An 18,651-nucleotide genomic window follows, 5' to 3' on the forward strand; every position below is an offset into this window, starting at 1 on the left:
CACGGATACGTAAACCATCCGATGCGCCGCTCAGAGCCCAAAACAAGAATCTGCAAGGTGGTCATCCCGTCTCCCGCCGATCCGCACCGTCTCGTCTTCCACCGATGGACCTCCGTGGTCCCTTCGGAGAGCGGCGTGACCTGCTACCTCGACCCCTTCGGCAGCGAGAGCACCACCTGGCCCTACACGCGCTGGACCTCCGAGGAGCGGGCCATCGGCTTCCCCGCGACCGAGCTGGTCCCCTCATGGACGGCCACCGCGCCCAAGGGCGCCTGGCTGCGGGTCGAGCTCCAGGCGCGCACCGTCATCGGCGGCCTGACCAAGTGGTACGACATGGGCCGGTGGGCGGAAGGGGGCGACGACATCCACCGCACCTCGCTGCCCGGACAGGGCGACGAGGACGGCGACGTCGCGGTCGACACCTTCGTCGCCACCCGCCCGGTCTCGGCGTACCGGCTGCGGATCACGCTGCACGGGACGGAGGCGGCCGTGCACACCGTCGGAGTGATGGCCTCGGCGGTGCCCACGCGCGCCAGCGTTCCGGTCAGCCCTCCCGGCGAGGCGCTGGGGATCGAGCTCAAGGTGCCGCCGCGCAGCCAGAAGACCCACGCCGGGCACTACCTCGAGTGGGGCGGGGGCGGCGACTCCTGGTGCAGCCCGGCCTCGATGACGATGGTGCTCCAGTACTGGGAGCGCGGGCCGGCCGCCGACGACCTCACGTTCGTGGACCCCGCCGACCCGTGCCCCGCCGTGGACCACGCGGCCCGCGACATGTACGACCACAGCTACCAGGGCACCGGCAACTGGCCCTTCGGGGTCGCCTACGCTGGGCGGTACGGGTTGTGCGGCTTCGTCACCCGCCTGCGCTCGCTCGCCGAGTTGGAACGCTTCATCGGCGCCGGTATCCCGGTGATCACCTCGCAGTCGTTCAAGGAGCACGAGCTTCCGGGCGCGGGGTACTCCACGCGTGGCCACATCATGGTGGTGACCGGCTTCACCCCGGACGGTGACGTCATCGCCAACGATCCGGCGGCGATGTCCGACGAGATGGTCAAGAGAGTCTATCCTCGGGCCGCTTTCGAGAACGTTTGGTTACGCTCGACCAGCAGCGGGGGAATCGTCCATATCGTCCACCCGCACGACATCCCACTCCCACCTTCAGAGGGCAACTGGTGATCAAGTCTCCTATCACTGCCGCCGACGTCGCACGCGTGGACGACCGCCCGTTCTGGGTGGAGATCGTGCCTGCTCCCGACGGCGAGGAGGTGTGGTGGGACGAGCCGCGCCCGGCCGAGGGCGGGCGGCGCTGCGTCGTGCGGCGCGGTCCGGACGGCGGCGTCCACGACGTCCTGCCCCAGGGCTGGAACGCCCGCAACCGGGTGATCGAGTACGGCGGGCGCTCCTGGCGGCCGCTCCCGGACGGCGGGCTGGTCTTCACCAACTGGGCGGACCAGCGGCTCTACCGGTGCGCGCCCGGGGGCGACCCCGTGCCGCTCACCCCGCTGGGACCGTCCCGCTACGCCGACCTGGTGGTCCAGGGCGACGAGGTCTGGTGCGTGCGGGAGACCGAGGACCGGCGTGACCTGGTGGCGGTGCCGCTCGACGGCGGACCGGCCCGCGTGGTGCTCAAGGCGCAGCACTTCATCATGAACCCGCGTGTCTCCCCCGGCGGCGGCCAGGTGGCGTGGATCGGGTACGACCATCCCAACATGCCCTGGGACGGCACCTCGCTGTGCGTGGCCCCGCTTCAGGACGACGGCACCGCCGGGCCGTACCGTGTCGTGGCCGGCGGGCCGGAGGAGGCCGTGGCGCAGGCCGAATGGCGCGACGACGGCGCGCTGTACGCGGTGACCGACCCGACCGGCTGGTGGAACATCCACCTGGTCCCGCTCGACGGCAGTCCCCCGCGCAACCTCACCCCGATGCCGAAGGAGTTCGGCGACGCGGCCTGGAAGCTCGGCTACACGTGGTTCACGCTCGCGGGCGACCTGATCGTCACGATGTACGGCACGGCCGACGGCAAGCGCCTGGGCGTGCTGGACCCCGCCACCGGCGAGATCACCGACGTCGGCGGGTCCTACACCTACTGGGCGCCGACGGTGTCCGCCTCCCCCGACGGGTCGAGCGCCGTCGCCGTGGGCGGCTCGCCGCACAAACCGTTCGAGATCGTCCGCGTCGACCTGGCCACCGGCGCGCATGAGGTGCTCTCCCCCGCCAAGGCGCTCCCCGACCCGTCGGTGCTGCCGGTGCCCGAGGCGATGGTCTTCGACGGCGTGCACGCCCATGTGTACCCGCCTGCCGGGGCCGAGGCCGGCACCCCGGCGCCTTACGTGATGTTCGTGCACGGAGGCCCGACCGGCTCCAGCCCGATGGTGTTCGACCTGGAGATCGCGTACTTCACCAGCAGGGGAATCGGCGTCGCCGAGGTGAACTACGGGGGCTCCACGGGGTACGGCAGGGCCTACCGCGAGCGGCTGCGGCACAACTGGGGCGTCGTCGACGTGCGCGACAGCGAGACCGTCGCCCGCGGCCTGGCGGCGGCCGGGCTCGCCGACCCCGAACGCACCGCGATCAGGGGCGGCAGCGCGGGGGGCTGGACCTCCGTCGCCGCGCTCGTGCACAGCGACGTCTTCCGGGGCGCGGTCGCCCACTACGCGATCACCGATCCCGAGGGCTGGGCGAGAGAGACCCACGACTTCGAGTCGCGGTACCTGGACGGCCTGATCGGCCCGCTGCCGGAGACCCGCCAACGCTACCTCGACCGTTCGCCCACCCTGCACGCCGCTCAGGCGTCCGGGCCCGCCCTGCTGATGCACGGCCTGGAGGACGCCATCGTGGACCCCGGCCAGGCCGAGCGGTTCATCGCCGCGCTCGACGAGCACGGCGGCCGGTGGGCTTACATGACCTTCCCTGGGGAACAGCACGGCTGGAGAAGAGAGGAAACCATCGTCGCGGCACTCGAAGCCGAGCTTGCCTTCTACGGGCTCATCTTCGGCTTCCCCACTCCCGAAGTGCCGCGGCTCACACTGAAAGGACAAATGTGACCGAGGTCGCAAGCATCTGCTCGGACCTGCTGAGGATCGACACGACCAACGACGGCACGCCGGACGGCTCGGGAGAGCGAGTGGCCGCCGAACACGTCGCGGGGCTGCTCGCCGACACCGGCGTCGAGCCGGTGGTGTTCGAGTCCGCACCCCGGCGCACCAGCGTGGTGGCGCGCATCCCCGGAGACGACCCGGATGCCCTCCTCATCCACGGCCACCTCGACGTCGTCCCCGCCGACCCCTCGGAGTGGAGGCTGCACCCGTTCTCGGGCGAGATCGCCGACGGGTGCGTGCACGGGCGCGGCGCGGTGGACATGAAGGGCGCGCTGTCCATGACGCTGGCGCTGGTCCGCGAGTGGGCCAGGCTCGGGCGGCGCCCCAAGCGGGACATCGTGCTGGCGTTCCTCGCCGACGAGGAGGCCACCGGGGAGTACGGCGCCGGCTATGCCGTCACCCGGCACCGCGACCTGTTCGAGGGCTGCACCGAGGCCATCAGCGAGTCGGGCGGCTTCAGCGTGACCGTCCCGGGCGGCGCGATCGGCTCCGGCGCGGTCCAGGTCCCCTCCCCGGCGCGGGCCGGCCTCTCCTCCGAGGATCTGCGCCTCTATCCGGTGGCGGTGGGCGAGCGCGGCACGGCCTGGATGAAGGTCACCGCCCACGGTGTGGCCGGGCACGGATCCAAGCCCCCGGTGGACAACCCGGTGGCCGAATTGTGCCGGGCCCTCGCCCGCCTCGCCGACCACCGCTGGCCCGTGCGGCTCACCCCCGCCGTGGCAGCCCTCATCGAGGCTCTCGGCAGGGAGCTCGGGACCACGATCGACCTGGACCGGCTCGACGAGGAGATCGAGCGCCTCGGCCAGGCCGGCACGCTGTTCAAAGGCGTCATCCGCAACTCGGCCAACCCCACCATGCTCGACGCGGGCTACAAGGTCAACGTCATCCCCGGCACGGCCCAGGCCCACGTCGACGGCAGGTTCCTGCCCGGCTTCCGCGAGGAGTTCCTGGAGACGATCGACAAGCTGCTCGGCCCGAAGGTCAGCCGGGAGTTCGTCACCCTCGACGACGGTGTGGCCTCCCCCACCGAGGGCCTGTTCGACGAGCTGTGCGCCGCGCTGCTCGCCGAGGATCCCGCGGGGCGCCCGGTGCCGTACGTCATGACCGGCGGCACCGACGCCAAGTCCTTCGCCCAGATCGGCATCAGGGGGTACGGCTTCGCGCCGCTGCTGCTGGACCCGGGCCTCGACTACTTCGGGATGTTCCACGGCGTGGACGAGCGGGTGCCGGTCGCGGGCCTGGAGTTCGGCGTGCGCGTGCTCGACCGCCTGCTGACGTCCCGCGCCGGCTGAGCCCTCTCACGACAGGCGGTTGCGCAGCGGTACGTCGCGGATCACCGCCCAGACCAGGAGGAGGCCGAGCAGGAAGGTGCCGAGGCCGGTGCCGAGCGTCAGGGCGAGCGACTGCGGAAGGTCGACGCGGAGGGGGAGGGACCCGAGGAACGGCAGCCGGAGCTCCGTGCCGATCGCGCCCTCCGCGAGCACGACGAGGCCGACCCCGATCGGGATCGTGAGCAGGCCGCCTCCCTGCCAGCGGTAGAAGCCGGCCCCGACGAGGGCGCCGGCGACGATCCAGGCGAGGAACTCCACCAGGTACTCGATCAGGACGAGCGGCACCTGCGTCGGCTCGGCGTACAGGTGGGCGCGCCCGAGAGCCTGCGGCCGGCCGGCGAGGTTGTACAGCACCGTCTCCAGCAGGTATCCGACGGCCATCAGGGCGGACAGGAACGGCGCGAAGAGGGCGACGGTGACGGCCGCCTGCGCGCCGAACTGCCGGCGGGTCTGCCCGTGCGCGATGTACATCGGCAGGAACTCGCGGACGAGGGCCACCCCGACGAACAGGGCGTACCAGCGGGTCACCTGGACGGCCTTCTCCCACACGCTCTCGTTGAGCGTGCCGAAGACCGCGATGCCCACAGTGACCGCGACGACGAGCACGAAGAACCCGGCCCAGAGCATCAGGGCGAACACCATGTTCGCGAGCAGCAGGCGGCTGGGGAATCTCATTTCGGCTCTCCGGTGAGGTGGATGAACAGGTCCTGCATGGCGATCGGCCCGAGCTCCAGCCCGGCCTCGACGGCCTTCCTGCGCCGGGCGTCGTCGAGGTCGCCGTAGAGCATCGCCGACTTGGTGGGCCCGAGCTGCTTGGCGCCGAGCACGGTCAGCCCGTGGGTGAAGGTGTCGACCTGCTCGGCCGGCCCGGTCACGGCCGTGCCCCTGGACAGCAGCGTCTGGGTCTCCTCGTGCACGACCAGGCGTCCGTGGTCGATGATGACGACCTCCTCGAACAGCGAGCTGACCTCCTCGATGAGGTGGGTCGACAGGATGATCGTGCGGGGGTGGGCCATGTAGTCGGCGAGCAGGGCGTCGTAGAAGGCGTAACGAGAGGGCGGGTCCATGCCCAGGTACGACTCGTCGAACATGGTCAGCGGCGCCCGGCCGGCCAGGCCCACAAGGACGCCCATGGCCGAACGCTGCCCCTTCGACATGGACTTGACCTTCGCCTTCGGCGTGAGCCCGAAGGTGTCCAGCAGGGTACGGGCGTATTCGGCGTCCCAGTTCGGGCGCAGCCACTCGGCGAAGTAGAGCGCGTCCTCGACCGTGCCGATGTCGATGGTCTCGCCCACGTCGCGGATGAGGCTCACCCGGCGGGTGAGGCCCGCGTTCTCGAACACCGGCTGTCCGTCGATCCGTACGGTGCCCGCCGACTCCTTGCGGAAGGCGGCCAGGACCGACAGCAGACTGGTCTTGCCGGACCCGTTGCGGCCGAGTAACCCGTAGATCTTCCCGCCCTCCAGGCTCAACGTCAGCCGGTCGAGCGCGGTGACGTCCCCGTACCGCAGCACCAGGTCCTCGACGTCGATCCTCATCGCCCCTCCAGTTCCTGGATGCGGCCGATGACGTCGCTCAGCGGGATCCCGATGGCCTTGGCCTCGGCCACCATCGGGTCGACCACGTCGGCGAAGAAGCTCTCGCGGTGCCTGGACCTCAGCACCTCCCGAGCGTCTGGACTGACGAACATGCCGATACCTCGCTTCTTGAACAGAACGCCCTCGTCAACGAGTTGCTGGAACGCCTTGGCCGCGGTCGCCGGGTTGATCCGGTAGAACGCGGCGTACTGATTGGTGGACATGACCTGTTCGTCACCTTTCAGCGCCTCACGCAGCACATCCGCCTTGATGTGGTCGGCGATCTGCCGGTAGATCGGGCTCCGGTCGTCGAACATGACACCTGCTTCACTGGTTCATTACTTCACTAACGAACCATAGGAGCATGGCCGGGGCCGGTCAACCCTCGATCGGCCGGGATTCCCGGCCCCACCGGGCCCGCCCGCGAGGACGGACGGCCCGAGGTGCCCGGCGCCGTGACGCGCGCCACGCTCACGCGCCGCACTGCCGGCGATCGTTGACCGAGCGGGGTCCATCCCCTGTAATGAACGCTTGCCGATTGGTTCGGCCGACCCGGCCGAAAAGGCGATTCCGTATAAATAACAGCAAATTAGTACGGGATCACTTACACGGTATTCGCATGGGTCGGGAAAGGGGATGCCAGAGTGAAGCCGGTCCTGCGCAGGTGGGTTCCGCTCGTCGTGGCCACCGCGTTCGCCGCGGGCACCCAGGCGACGACCGGGCCGGCGCACGCGGACGACGTGGTCTTCCCCTTCTCGGGCATGACCGCCACGACCGTCGTCAGCGGAGTGGTCGCCGAGGACCGCGCGGTCGTCGGCGGAGCCGACGTCCTGGCCATCGCATACCCTGCGGGGGACGCGCTGGACGTTCCCGAAGGAACTGTTCTGCGCACCCTGGTGGTGGGCGCCGCGAGCACCGACTCTCATGGGCACTTCTCCGTGAACGTCGACCCCGCGGCCCTGCCCGCCCCCTACGTCGACGGAAGAGGCCGGCTCCACCTGGAGGTCGCGATCTCCAACGGTGATCGCGAGGTCCGCTGGGCGACCACCGTGGTCCGCGCGTCCCACCCCACCCCGATCGGCGGCGAGGAGCTGTGCGGCCCTGACGTCACCAACGGCTGTGACCCCGGCGATCCCGTCTACGTCGTCCGCGGCGCCGACAGCGAGCGGCTGGTCGTCGTGGTCGGCACCGCGGGCGGGCGCCCGGTGACCCCCATCTGGTCCACCGCCTCGGCGGAGGCGCTGGGGGCGTCGGTGCCACGGCAGCTGGTCGTGGACCTCGGCGCCCGTCCCACCGTCACCGACCCGAACGACGACCCCGCCGCCTGGGTGACCGCTCCCCAGGGAGAGGACCTGACCCGGGAGGGGGCGCGCACTCCTCCCCCGGGCCCGTCCGAGCCGATCGGGGCGGCGGCCGCCGCCGAGGCGCGGCGGGTCGAGGCGACGCCCCGCACCCCCGCCTTCACCTCCGTGGCCTCGGCCATCGACGGCGGCGCCATCACCCGGGCACACATGCGGGAGGGGACGATGGCGGCGACCGGCACGGCCCCCGGGCCGTGCGTCACGCGCATCGTGAAGCGGTACAACGGGCGCGAGGAGACCTACATGGGGGTCTACGCCTGGTCCGGCGCCCTTGCGACGGTGACGCAGGCGGACGGCGCCGACCACACGCTCGGCGTGGCGGCGGCCGGCCACGGCGCGTGGTCTTCCAGCGGCTCGCTGACGCTGTCGGTGCGGGCCGGCGACAGCCACACGGTGTCGAGGGTCTCCGACGCCTGGGCGATCGGCACGGTGAACTACGGAGTGCTGGCCGACAGCTGCAACGGAAGGCGGAGCCTGGTGCCGCTGAGCATCGGGGACCCCATCAAGCGTTTCGCCCGCGCCTATCACCCGCGACTGAAAGCCTCTTGCATCACCCTTTACGCGAATTCCTCCGTCTGGGACAAAGACCAGGCGCGTAATGTCAGAATCGGCGGCGGGGTGAGCGTCGCGGGATTCAGCGCCTCCGCCCAGAGCGGTTATGACACCCGGTCGAAGCTCTCGTTCAGAGCGACCCGGATGACGCGATTGTGCGGCAACAGGAGCACGAGCGTGCGGCTGTCGTCGATCGTCGAAGCCCACAAGGCCTGAGGAACATCGAGCATGCGAGGCCTCTTGGCACGGGCCGCCCTGACCGGCGTCCTGCTTGTGACGGCGGCGTGCTGCGCGGGCGAGGAGGCGCCGCCGCCCGGCGCCTCCCCTCCGCCGGCCAGGCTGGTCGAGCCGGGCGACGCGGGCCGCCAGTCCTTCGGCCTGCGCAGGACCAAGCGGGGTAAGCCATACCTTTTCGGCAACCTCGCCCTCTGCCTCGACCGGGCGGGCATCGCCAACGTCACCGATGTCCGGTTCGAGAGGCCGAAGGGCGACCTCAGGGTCGAGGCCTGGGCCCTGCGTCCGTTCTACCGGGCCATCGGGAGCGACGGCGTGGGCTGGGGGGAGCCCACCAGCCTGCAGCGGCGCAAGGTCTCCACGGCCCTCCAGGCCGTCACCCAGGTCTGCCAGCCGGACCGGTCCTCACGTGTGGAGTTCTCCGAACTGGTGGTGCAGACCTCCCGTCCGAACGGCACGAGCGCCTCCGGCACGGGCGTCGTCGTCACCTACACCAGCGGGCGGTCGCGCGCCATGCTCCGCATACCGTTCGGCATCACGCTCTGCGCGCCTGCGGACAAGACCCTGCCCCTGTGCCAGTCGCAGACCTGATCGCCGTACGCGCGGGCCGGCGCGGATCATGCGGACGCGGAGCATGCTTCCAACATGGGCGGATCCGGCCGGGACGCCGGGGTCCTCGGCCGGATCGCGACGGTCGGCGACCGTCGTCCACGCGTGCGGGGTGCTCAGCCCCCGGGCTTGAGTACGGAGTCGATGATGTAGAGCGTGGCGTTGCGGGTCTGGAGATTGCCGCAGACGAGCTGGGCGTTGCCGATCTTGTAGCTGTCACCGGAGCGGGTCGTCGTGAGCTTGTCGCCCTCCAGGGTGGTGAAGTCGCCCTTCTCCAGGTCGGCCGGGGTCTTGCGCCCCTGGATGATGTGGTAGGTCAGGACCTTGGTGAGCTCGTTCCTGTTCGCCAGCAGCTTGTCGCGCTCGGCTTTCGGGATCTTGTCGAAGGCGGCGTTGTTGGGCGCGAAGATGGTGATGTCGGTCGCGGAGTTCAGCGCCTCCACCAGGCCCGCCTTCTTCGCCATGGCGACCAGGGTGCTCAGGTCCGGCACGTGCGAGGCGGCCGTGGCCACCGGCTCCTTGGCGAGTTCCGCCGGGCTACCCGGACCGGACTCCGGCAGCGACGCGCAGCCCGGCCCGACGGGTGAGGGGGACGACGTGGGCGAGGCGGTGGGCGTGGAGGTCTCGGTCTCCGTGGACGTGGGCGTCGAGGTAGGCGTGGTGGTATCTGTCGATGTGGGCGAGGTGGTGGGCGTGGGCGTCGGTTGGTTGAGCCTCGACGTCGCCGTCGCGGCGCCCGTGCCGATGCCACCGGCGTTGGCGCCGGCCACGGTGTTGTACCCGGCGGTGAGCGACAGGGCCGCTACAACCGGAAGGGCGAGAAGACGAGTGTTCATGTGCCTGTCCCCTTTTTGCGCTCTTTGACGGGCGGTCACTTGGGAGTGGCCACGACCGGGTACCGGCGGCGGCACGAGAAAGGAAGGGCCCCACGACCTGACTGGTCGCTTGAGGATCGGCGGGCCCCCATGCCCGCGGCAGGATGGCGGACGCCACCCGGCCCGTCCCGTCCGCGGGACCCTGGGTCGACCGCGGACTCAGCGACAGCAGCCGCTATGAGAAGGCCGTGGACAGCGGCCCCCGCTCAATCAAGACGACCATGCGCGGGTCCGCTTGTCTCGCGCAGGGCGACCCTCTCATTATCGCCGAGCACCCACCGTCGCCGACCATGCGCAGGACGGCATGGGACAAAACGTCCGCCATGTCGATCATCGGTCCACGACCGAACCATGACCCCGGCAGCCGGAGGTCAAGCTTCCGGCGAGAGCCGGTCCGCGGATCCCCTTGCCCGCGCGGCACCCGGGCTCGCCCGGACAGCAGTGATCGGCATGACGGAATCTGATCGATCCTGACCGGACAGATCTCAACCCTTGCCTCGATCGCGTTGTCACGGACGTACCTGCGCCTCCTCGTCCATGTGGCCCCGATACGACATCACCTCGCCGATCAGCGGCGCAGTGACCCTTACCTCGATGTGGAACCGTGGTGGCATCCGCGCGCGGTCGCCGGTCTCCACCCACGCGTGCGCGGACACGCGAGGCGCGAGCCGCTTGGGCACCGCGAACTCACGGCGGCCGATCCGGACCACCGCGCCTTCCTGCACCACGTTCACCTCCGTGGGAGTGGCCACGGTCCGCGTACGGATCTCCAGCGGGCCGTGCGGCTCCCAGCCCCGCTCACCGATCCGGACCTGCTCGCTGAGGAGATCCTGCGCGCCGATCCGGCGTTCCCAACGCTCGAGGATCGAGGTCTCGCCCGCCGCCGGTCCCGCCGCCCTGGAACGGCGGACGGTCACCCGCGCGGGAGCCGCCGTACAGGTGCGGGGCAGCCCGAGCACGGCGCACGCGATCCTGCCCAGGATGCCCGGCCCACGGCGCACCTCCAGCACGCCCGTGCCGCTGACCGTGTCATCACCTAGGTGGAACCGCCACATCCATGCGTACGCCCCGTCCCCCACGACTCCGCCACCCTCCGGTGAGCCACCCGTCCTACCCGCAGTCCTTCCCACCGCGGCCACCTTTGCGCCCCTGCGGAACCGGATGATCGCCCGATCTCGTCCGGCACCGGCTGTGGCTAGGTTGGTGAGATGCACGAGACGGGACCGGTGCCCGGAGACGACGCGTCTGGAATTCTGGCTGCCGCGCGGGCCGGCGATCCCGATGCCTTCGGGCGTCTGGTCGATCCGTTCCGAGATGAGCTGCGGGCGCACTGCTACCGGATGCTCGGGTCGGTCCACGATGCCGAGGACGCGATGCAGGAAGCGCTGGTCCGGGCCTGGCGAGGGCTCGACCGGTACGAGAACCGCGGCTCCATCCGGCCCTGGCTGTACAAGATCGCTACCAACAGGTGTCTCACGCTGATCGAGCGCCGGGGCCGCCGGGAGCTTCCTACCGATCTCAGCCCCGGTGCCGCACCACTCGCCGAGATGTCGTGGCTCGAGCCGTACCCCGACGAGAGACTGGGCGGGGCGGATGCGAGCCCGGAGGCCCGCTATTTGGCGCGCGAGAGTGTGGAACTGGCCTTCGTCGCCGCGCTCCAGCACCTGTCGGCGCGCCAGCGAGCCGTCCTGGTCCTGCGTGAGGTCCTGGGATTCTCGGCGCGCGAGGTCGCGGACCTGTTGGAGACCACCGTGGCGTCGGTCAACAGCACACTGCAGCGAGCGCGCAAGGTCGTCGACGACCGGCTTCCCGGCGTCAGCCAACAGGCGACTCTGCGTTCCCTGGGCGAAGACGATCTTCGAAAAGTGGCGGACCAGTACGCGACCGCCTGGGAGATCGGGGACGTCGAGGCCATCGTGGCGATGCTGACCGACGACGCCAGGTACGCGATGCCGCCCCTGGCTGAATGGTACGAGGGGCACCAGGCCATCCGGGCATTCCTGGTCGACGCACCGCTGACCCGGCGGTGGCGCTTCCTGCCGGCGCACGCGAACGGGCAGCTCGCGTTCGGCACCTACATGTGGGACGACGCCAGGGCCGCCTACGTCGCCGCGGGGCTCGACCTGCTCGCGTTGCGCGGCACGAAGATCGTCGAGGTCGTCTCGTTCCTGACACCGGAGATCTTCGCAAGCTTCGGCCTCCCCGACGAGATCGTGGAGTAACCCACGCACGCGCCTGACACGTTCATCGTTGCCCCACGCCTCTCGACTTCATGGCTTCCCAGCCGGTCGTGACTCCCTGCCTGTCCCGGCTTTCCTGCCTGCCTGAAGAGAGCCCCGGATTGACGGTGGCATGCGAGGAGGTGCTCGTCATACCAGGCCCTCACGGGGCGGGCATGACGATGGCATGGCGTCAGGTCCCACCTCGTGTCTTGGTCTTCGGGGCGGCGGGGATCACCGGCCAGTCGAGGAGGGGAAGCGAGTAGTCGACCCATACTCCGGGGACTCACCTCACTGGTGCCGACGTCACCGGGAGGCTGCCATTGCACTTTGACCGTTGCCACCAGGCGCATCCGGTGGTGGCGACGTAGACGATCGCCGCCAAATCACCCGATCGTCCACCCGCCGCCGCCCACCACTCTGCGGCCCTGTCGGTGCCGGCGAAACGACCCGCTGGAACGTCTCCCACGACTCATCGGGCACCAGTCGTCGAAGAAACGCCATCCACCAACGATCTAACGACCAATCCCCCAAATGAGTCACGCTCTTATCAGCGGCTGCTGGTCCGCATCCTGACAGCTCTGGATTGGGGCTGTGACCTGGGGTGATGTCACCTGTGGGCGGTTATCGGCGAATGACTGCATTCCGGGTGGCAGCAAGCGGTCAAGGGCGTGCAACTTGCTGCCGTCCATTCGTCTGGTTTGTGGGTTGTGATTCCCGCAGAGTTGTTTGTGCGAGGACAAATACACAGCCCACAAAGAAAGAGACGAAACAATGACGAACTCGAAGTTCTCCCCGGTTAGCAACAACACCGCCAAGCGCTCCGCCGGAACCACCTGGGACTCCTACACCCGCACCGCCGGAACCACCTGGGACAGCTACTCCCGCACCCCCGGCACCACCTGGGACTAACAAACAAACACACTCAACAAGAACCCAGAAAATCGACCAACTCCCCGCCAACCAACCCGACAAAGAATGGCGATCCTCCGCACATCCCACTAGACAAAAACGGTAAGTACCCGCACATCCGACCAGATGGAGAACGCAACCCCCCACGCACCCCGACCAGACGAAGAACCGCAACCTCCCGCACATCGCGATCAGACCAAAAGATCACCGTTCCACAGCAGGTGAACAGCCTCGATCAGCCGAACAGCACCATCGTGATCCGCATCCGAACCGATGGCATCGGCCCAGCATCGAGAATCCCCGGCCCCCTGAAACGGCCGGACCCCCGTCAGCCGCCCTTCCCGCCACCGGACCGTATGCCGAGGCGGAAGGCCTCCCACGCGGCCGGGGACACCCAAAGCCAAGGCCCCTCGGGATCCTTGCTGTCCCGCATCACAACCAGCCGACCAGCCTCAGCCTCGTACCAAGCGGTCTCCCGGCCCGGGTCCTCACCGGCGCCCTCCACGGGATCTCCCTCACCACCAAGCCGGCTGGACTTGCGCCAGACCGTCGCGACCTCAACGCACTCGTTTCCGCCGCCACTCCGGGTGGATCTACGCCATCGAGGTTCCGTCAGATCCATTGCTTCATCACCTTCCTGATGAGCTCGATCGACGCGCTCTGGGGTAGTGCCTCGGCCCGCAACGCCCCGAACAGGTACGCCGCTCTCCTGACATCGTCTGGACGATGAACGACCTGTCCTCCTCCCGCATGATCAAAATATGCGACGTCCGGTGTGTCCTGGAAGGAGACGCAGACAATCGGGCCGTTGGTTCCTGGATAGGCGCCTACGGTGGACGGAATCACCTGCACCGTGATTCTCGGCCGATCCGCGGCACCGATCAGATAGTCAAGCTGCTCTCGCATGACGTCCATGCCCCCCACAGGCCTATGGAGAACGGCTTCATCGACGACGACGAACAGTCTTGGAGCATTATCCCGCCGCAGAATCTTCTGACGCTCCAGCCGCTCCGCGACCATCGCCTCGATCTGATCGTCGCCATCTCCAGGGCAAGCTCCTCGGATCAACGCTCGCGCGTACGCCTCCGTCTGAAGCAGTCCGGGAACGTTGATCGGCTGGAAGTTCTCGATGCAGATGGCGTCCCGCTCCAGCTCGAAGTAGGAGCGCACCGACGCCTGGTGAACGGCCCGACGCACCATGGGCCACAGGCGGGTGAAGTGGCCGTCTGTTCGGAGGGCCTGGTCGCAGGCTTCGGCGAAATCCTTCTTCGGGTTGCGCTTACTGTTCTCCACGGCGCTGACCTGAGCCGAGGAGTAGTTGATCAGCTCGCCGAGCTGCTCCTGTGTGAGCCCTGCCTCCTCGCGGATCCGGCGCAACTCGGACGCGAAGAAGGCCAGAGGGCTGCTGGGATCCGGGTCGTGTACAAGCGTCATGCTGCCGTCCTCCGACTCTCTACAGGTCTACAAATCCCTCGGGAGGACACCCGCGAGTCCACAGAGGGCTCCAGGAACCGGCTCGGACGGGACAAGGGAACCCGTCGTGACCGTACGCTTACTTTCTGCGACCATAGTCGGCAATCTAGGAGGTCCGCGCAACGTCTTCTGTGAAACCCTGTTCGAAAGGTGGACACGACGGTGACCGACTTCTCGTCCGAGATGACCGAGCCGCTGGACGCGCTTGCTCGTGCGTTCGACCCGCAGCGGTTCTCCGCACGAGTGGTACGCGGCTACGCGCTGCCGTTCCTGCGGGTGGTCTCCCTCGAGGCTCCGTCACTCGCCGAGCGGATCACCGTACGACCGGACGAGGCGGGCGCGCCCTCCTTCTGGTGGAGCTGGAACGAGCGCATCGCCCCCGTGCACGACATCTGCCGTACCGCACAGAAGATCACCACTGTACTTGGCCTGGTGAGACCCGCTGTCGAGCACACCGAGGAGAGCCGCGCATGAGGCCGCACGACCTTGGTCACGCCCTAGAGTCAGGCCGGTTGCCGCTCGCGGAGGGTGCCGAGGAGCGCTTCGCGGCGACCCTGACCACCCTCGGACGGATGCTACGTGCCCGCGGCATGGGCACCCTTCTCGTACGCAGGGTCGGTCTCAGGTTGCGCTTGCAGAAGGAACCCGGCGCGACGACCTACCACAGCCCGGAGATGACGGTGGGGATGCCAGGTGATCCGCGAACGGCACGGGTGACCGTCGAGCGGGGGCGCTGCGGGCCCACGCTGCACATCGCGTTTCCAGAGGGTGGCATGCCCCGACTCCGGTTACGGGCCACGGACCTCGACCTCGCCGTCAGCCTCCTCCGCCAGCTCTTCGACACCGGTTCGGTCGGGACGGCGGGGAGCGGATGGGAACCAACGGGCGCCTAGTTGCCTTTGGCCGGCGATGGCGGCCTGGACGCCACGCTCCGCTCCGTGCGGCGTGGCCACCTGAGGCGAGATCTGCTGCGGCGATCACGCCTTGATCAAGGACCTCCAGTCCGGAGGGACTCGCTGCCCCTTTCCGGCCAGTTCTGCGCCCCGGTTCAGCTCGATAGGCGCTGCCCCGGACAGGTCGAAGAGCTGTGGCACCTTGCCGGCGTGCGCAAGGACGGTTCCTTCACGGTGAGGCGGCGCGGCCGTCGCCGCCTCACCGGGTTCGCCGGGGGTCCTGGTGCTCCACGGTCACAAGAACGGTCACGCGATGGTATAACGCTCCCAGCCGCACCCGTAGTCACCGAAGTAGGTCAGGCCGCCGTTTCGGTTGCCCTTCCAACGGGCCAGGCACCCGTCCGCGGCGCGGATGGCCACCAGGTCTCCGACGCCATCCTTGTTGAGGTCTCCGAGACCCGCGAAGTTGCGGTACTTTTCCCAGCCGCAGCCGTAGTCGCCGACGTACCTGAACGAGGCGTTGCCGTAGCTGAGCCATCGGGCGATGCATCCGTTCGATCTGGCCACCGCGACCAGGTCGCCCCTGCCGTCGCCGCTGATGTCACCGACGCCGGTGAGTTCGGTGTAGTTCTGCCAGCCGCAGCCGTAGTCGCCGATGTAGTCGAGCCCGCCGCCGCCGTTGCCCCTCCATCGGGCGATGCAGCCGTTGGACTTGCGTACGGCGACCAGATCGCCGATGCCGTCCCCGGTGACGTCGCCCGCGCCGGTGAGTTCGGTGTAGTTCTCCCAGCCGCAGCCGTAGTCGCCGTAGTAGGTGAAGCCGAAGGCGGACGTGCCCTTCCAGCGGGCCAGGCAGCCGTCGGACCTGCGTACGGCGACCAGATCGCCGATGCCGTCGCGGGTGATGTCGCCGACAGCGGTGAGTTCGGTGTAGTTCTCCCAGCCGCAGCCGTAGTCGCCGATGTAGTCGAGCCCGCCGCCGTTGCCCTTCCACCGGGCGATGCAGCCGTCCGAGGTACGCACGCCTACGAGGTCGCTGACGCCGTCGCGGTTGTAGTCGTTTCCCTTCACCGCGATGCTGGCCGGTGGCGAGGGCGGAACGGGCGCCTGGGTCGGCGGCGGCTCCCACGGCGGGTTCTGCGGCTGGGGCGAGTTGGACACGCCGTCATCCACGGGGCCGCATTCCTCGCGGATGATCAGCGCGGTCTGGTCGCCGTGCACCCGAACCCAGACACCCACCCAGCTGCCCCGGCGGTCGATGGGATCCTGGTCGATGGTGAGCAGGCCGAACAGCACTTTGAGCTGCCACCACACCTTGCAGCCCGAATCCACTCTGAACGCGTCCCAGTCCTCGCCGGAGGGTGTGTTGGGGCCGGCGTGCGTGAGCAGCCGCGTGTCATTGCGATCGGTCGTGTTCTTGCACCCTGGATAGTACGGGGGATCGTTGCTGACGATGCGGTTGAGGTTGTCGCTCGCGCACCAAGATCGCGCGACGAGAACGGGTTTGGTGTCGGCGCCGCTCTTGTTGTTGTGGGTGGCGCTGTTCCCGTTCGCGTCGGCGATCGCCGGGTCCGTGTCCAGCGCCGGCACGCTCATCGTCATTGTCAGGACGAGAGCGGCCGTCAGTAATCGTCTTTTGCGCACGCGTTTCTCCTCGGTTTCGACGACCTCATCAGGAGTAGCAGAATGGCTGTTAAATGGGCCACATTGTTCGACGTCGTTCAAAGGAGCCGGTCTATGCAGGGCGTTCAGGTATCAGAAACCTGTCCGGGAAGGTCCGTACAGAACGACAGGGGTACGTCGTCTTTCTGGGGAGAGCGGCACGGCACGAGCGCCGGACACGCATGGAAACGGGGAGCTGAAGCGGATGCGCATTCATTTCACGCGCGCTGACCTGGCACGCACCGATGTGGCGAGCGGGCCCGACGTCATGTGGGAGGTGGTCGGCAGTCTGCAGGCGCTGCAGACCGGCTACGGGAAGAAGGTGTTCGGGCAGTGGCGCCGGCAGGCACGCCACGACCTGCATCACGCGGGACTGGCGCGGCCGGTGCGCGACCAGCTCTTCCCGGTCGCGCCCCACGCCGCCTACTACCCTGACCTGCTCACTCCCGTGGAGGGCGCGCTCGGCCTGGACGAGGCCCTGGACACGATCCTGAGCACGCCGAGGCGCCGATTAGGCACGGAGATCGGCCGCCTCGGCGGCGGACCCGGCCAGGGCGCCTGGCTGGACGACTTGCGCGCGGCCAGGACGGCTGCGCTGGCCGAACTCGGCGCCACCATGCGCGCCTACCACCGGCTCTCGGTGGAGCCGCATTGGCCGGCCGTGCGCGCCTGCGTCAACAGCGACCTCGCCCGGCGCTGCCAGGTGCTGCGCGAGGGCGGCGTGCACGCCCTGCTCGACAGCTTCCGCCCGATGATGCGCTGGAAACCCCCGGTGCTGGAGATCCCCGCCCATCCCTCCGGACGGGACATCCACCTGAACGGGCGCGGGCTGCGGCTGATCCCCTCCTATTTCACCCACATACATCCGCTCACCATCTTCGACCCCGAACTCCCGCAGGCCATCGCCTACCCGGCCGAACACCACCCCAACCCGGCTCCCACGCGGCACGACGCCGTGCTGGACCGGCTGCTCGGCGACACCCGGGCCGCGACGCTCCGCGCCGTGGCCTGCGGCAGCACGACCAGCGAGCTGGCCCGGCGCATCGGGGTGTCACTACCCACGATCAGCCACCACACCGCCATCCTGCGGGACGCGGGCCTGATCGTCAGCCGGCGGACCGCCACCAAGATCCTGCACACGCTGAGCCCGCTGGGCGAGGCACTGCTCGCCGGTCGCCCCCGGCGAGATCAAGGACGTGACGATCGCACTGGATGAGTTCGAGCGTCTCGTTCAGCCGGTCGGCCGCTGGTGAGTCACCCAGGATGGCGACGCCTTCTCGCAGGTCGGCCTCGCCTCTTTCGAGGAACGGGTTGGCGAGGAACGTGGACTCGTACCACGAGCCGTCCACGACGTAGGTGTGGCGGCGCGTTCCCGGGTCCCGTTCTGTGCGGATGAGGCGGAGCTGGACCAGATAGCGGACGGCGCCCGAGACCCCGCCGGTGCTGGCGTGCAGCCATTCCGCTAGCTCGGCCGCGGTCATCCGCCCGTTCTCGCCGGCCAGCAAGCTGCGCCGTACCGCCCTGATCCACGGCCGCGACGGCCGGCGTTGAGACGGCCTCCCCGCGCCGATCTCTGGCGCGGCGGGACGCCAGGCGTCGATCACCACACGGCCGAGCGCTGCATCAACCGGATCAAAGAGTGGCGTGGGCCGGCCTTCCGCTTCGACAAGACCCCGGAAAGCCACCTCGCTGGGCTCCATCTGCGAGGCGCCATCCTATGGATCAGCGGCGCGAGTAGATGCCCCGGGACCTGACTGCAACCGGTCAGTTGACCGGGCACCGATGACTTTCGGACGGCAGTGAAGTCTAAGGCGTTAGCGACAGGCCACAGCCACCGCGGCCACGCGAGCACTGC

The 18,651-nt window shown here is 69.0% G+C and carries 19 protein-coding genes and 1 pseudogene; 10 read left to right on the forward strand and 10 right to left on the reverse strand.

Annotation, left to right across the window (positions count from 1 at the left end; genetic code table 11):
- Positions 1-57: 57 nt before the first annotated feature.
- The 3 genes from ABD810_RS13120 to ABD810_RS13130 are packed head-to-tail and all read left to right on the forward strand — an operon-like array spanning position 58 to position 4,390.
- Positions 58-1,176 (forward strand): C39 family peptidase, encoded by a 1,119-nt coding sequence (locus ABD810_RS13120; protein ID WP_344938438.1) that lies wholly within the window; start codon positions 58-60, stop codon positions 1,174-1,176.
- The gene (locus tag ABD810_RS13125) at positions 1,173-3,044 is read left to right on the forward strand and encodes a prolyl oligopeptidase family serine peptidase (protein WP_344938440.1); all 1,872 of its coding nucleotides are present in this window, start codon (positions 1,173-1,175) and stop codon (positions 3,042-3,044) included. Before ABD810_RS13120 ends, ABD810_RS13125 begins: the two co-directional genes overlap by 4 nt.
- Complete coding sequence (locus tag ABD810_RS13130; RefSeq protein ID WP_344938442.1) at positions 3,041-4,390, forward strand: M20/M25/M40 family metallo-hydrolase; 1,350 nt, start codon at positions 3,041-3,043, stop codon at positions 4,388-4,390. Before ABD810_RS13125 ends, ABD810_RS13130 begins: the two co-directional genes overlap by 4 nt.
- A 6-nt stretch (positions 4,391-4,396) precedes the next feature.
- Here the strand turns inward: ABD810_RS13130 and ABD810_RS13135 are convergent, their stop codons facing one another.
- The 3 genes from ABD810_RS13135 to ABD810_RS13145 are packed head-to-tail and all read right to left on the reverse strand — an operon-like array spanning position 4,397 to position 6,323.
- The gene (locus ABD810_RS13135) at positions 4,397-5,104 is read right to left on the reverse strand and encodes a hypothetical protein (RefSeq protein WP_344938444.1); all 708 of its coding nucleotides are present in this window, start codon (positions 5,102-5,104) and stop codon (positions 4,397-4,399) included.
- Positions 5,101-5,967, reverse strand: coding sequence for an ATP-binding cassette domain-containing protein (locus ABD810_RS13140; RefSeq protein ID WP_344938446.1), 867 nt, complete (start codon positions 5,965-5,967; stop codon positions 5,101-5,103). Before ABD810_RS13140 ends, ABD810_RS13135 begins: the two co-directional genes overlap by 4 nt.
- Entirely contained in the window at positions 5,964-6,323 is a 360-nt protein-coding gene (locus tag ABD810_RS13145) for a GntR family transcriptional regulator (RefSeq protein WP_344938448.1), read from the reverse strand. Before ABD810_RS13145 ends, ABD810_RS13140 begins: the two co-directional genes overlap by 4 nt.
- 327 nt (positions 6,324-6,650) lie before the next feature.
- Between ABD810_RS13145 and ABD810_RS13150 the strand changes: the two genes are divergently transcribed.
- On the forward strand, positions 6,651-8,135 hold the full coding sequence (locus ABD810_RS13150) for a hypothetical protein (RefSeq protein ID WP_344938450.1): 1,485 nt from the start codon (positions 6,651-6,653) through the stop codon (positions 8,133-8,135).
- A 12-nt stretch (positions 8,136-8,147) separates the two neighbouring features.
- Positions 8,148-8,744, forward strand: coding sequence for a hypothetical protein (locus ABD810_RS13155; protein WP_344938452.1), 597 nt, complete (start codon positions 8,148-8,150; stop codon positions 8,742-8,744).
- 134 nt (positions 8,745-8,878) lie between these two features.
- On the opposite strand, the gene ABD810_RS13160 is transcribed toward ABD810_RS13155, so the two are convergent.
- Entirely contained in the window at positions 8,879-9,598 is a 720-nt protein-coding gene (locus ABD810_RS13160; RefSeq protein ID WP_344938453.1) for a fasciclin domain-containing protein, read from the reverse strand.
- Positions 9,599-10,146: 548 nt separating this feature from the next.
- Positions 10,147-10,716 carry a DUF4166 domain-containing protein gene (locus ABD810_RS13165; protein ID WP_344938455.1) on the reverse strand — a complete coding sequence of 190 codons (570 nt, stop codon included), beginning with the start codon at positions 10,714-10,716 and terminating at the stop codon, positions 10,147-10,149.
- Positions 10,717-10,845: 129 nt separating this feature from the next.
- Here ABD810_RS13165 and ABD810_RS13170 point away from each other — a divergent pair, with 129 nt between their 5' ends.
- Positions 10,846-11,859: a sigma-70 family RNA polymerase sigma factor gene (locus tag ABD810_RS13170; RefSeq protein WP_344938457.1), complete on the forward strand. Its 1,014-nt coding sequence runs from the start codon at positions 10,846-10,848 to the stop codon at positions 11,857-11,859.
- 334 nt (positions 11,860-12,193) lie between these two features.
- Here the strand turns inward: ABD810_RS13170 and ABD810_RS13175 are convergent.
- Positions 12,194-12,360, reverse strand: a pseudogene (locus ABD810_RS13175) (transposase); the annotation flags it as partial.
- Positions 12,361-12,630: 270 nt separating this feature from the next.
- Between ABD810_RS13175 and ABD810_RS13180 the strand changes: the two are divergent.
- A complete protein-coding gene (locus ABD810_RS13180) occupies positions 12,631-12,768 on the forward strand; it encodes a hypothetical protein (protein ID WP_344938458.1) in 138 nt (45 codons plus the stop codon).
- Positions 12,769-13,096: 328 nt separating this feature from the next.
- Here the strand turns inward: ABD810_RS13180 and ABD810_RS13185 are convergent, their stop codons facing one another.
- Together ABD810_RS13185 and ABD810_RS13190 are read right to left on the reverse strand one after the other, a co-directional pair.
- Positions 13,097-13,390, reverse strand: coding sequence for a DUF397 domain-containing protein (locus ABD810_RS13185; RefSeq protein WP_344938460.1), 294 nt, complete (start codon positions 13,388-13,390; stop codon positions 13,097-13,099).
- On the reverse strand, positions 13,381-14,202 hold the full coding sequence (locus tag ABD810_RS13190; RefSeq protein ID WP_344938463.1) for a helix-turn-helix domain-containing protein: 822 nt from the start codon (positions 14,200-14,202) through the stop codon (positions 13,381-13,383). Before ABD810_RS13190 ends, ABD810_RS13185 begins: the two co-directional genes overlap by 10 nt.
- A 201-nt stretch (positions 14,203-14,403) precedes the next feature.
- On the opposite strand from ABD810_RS13190, the gene ABD810_RS13195 reads away from it, so the two are divergent.
- Positions 14,404-14,715 (forward strand): hypothetical protein, encoded by a 312-nt coding sequence (locus tag ABD810_RS13195; protein ID WP_344938465.1) that lies wholly within the window; start codon positions 14,404-14,406, stop codon positions 14,713-14,715.
- On the forward strand, positions 14,712-15,134 hold the full coding sequence (locus ABD810_RS13200) for a hypothetical protein (protein WP_344938467.1): 423 nt from the start codon (positions 14,712-14,714) through the stop codon (positions 15,132-15,134). Before ABD810_RS13195 ends, ABD810_RS13200 begins: the two co-directional genes overlap by 4 nt.
- Positions 15,135-15,440: 306 nt before the next feature.
- On the opposite strand, the gene ABD810_RS13205 is transcribed toward ABD810_RS13200, so the two are convergent.
- Positions 15,441-16,778: a hypothetical protein gene (locus tag ABD810_RS13205; RefSeq protein ID WP_344938469.1), complete on the reverse strand. Its 1,338-nt coding sequence runs from the start codon at positions 16,776-16,778 to the stop codon at positions 15,441-15,443.
- A 223-nt stretch (positions 16,779-17,001) separates the two neighbouring features.
- On the opposite strand from ABD810_RS13205, the gene ABD810_RS13210 reads away from it, so the two are divergent.
- The gene (locus tag ABD810_RS13210; RefSeq protein WP_344938471.1) at positions 17,002-18,012 is read left to right on the forward strand and encodes an ArsR/SmtB family transcription factor; all 1,011 of its coding nucleotides are present in this window, start codon (positions 17,002-17,004) and stop codon (positions 18,010-18,012) included.
- On the opposite strand, the gene ABD810_RS41010 is transcribed toward ABD810_RS13210, so the two are convergent.
- A complete protein-coding gene (locus ABD810_RS41010) occupies positions 17,903-18,496 on the reverse strand; it encodes a GbsR/MarR family transcriptional regulator (RefSeq protein ID WP_425566890.1) in 594 nt (197 codons plus the stop codon). The two genes, ABD810_RS13210 and ABD810_RS41010, sit on opposite strands and share 110 nt — an antisense overlap.
- Between the last annotated feature and the right edge of the window lie 155 nt (positions 18,497-18,651).

The sequence above is a fragment of the Sphaerisporangium flaviroseum genome (assembly GCF_039537005.1).
Lineage (GTDB): Bacteria > Actinomycetota > Actinomycetes > Streptosporangiales > Streptosporangiaceae > Sphaerisporangium > Sphaerisporangium flaviroseum.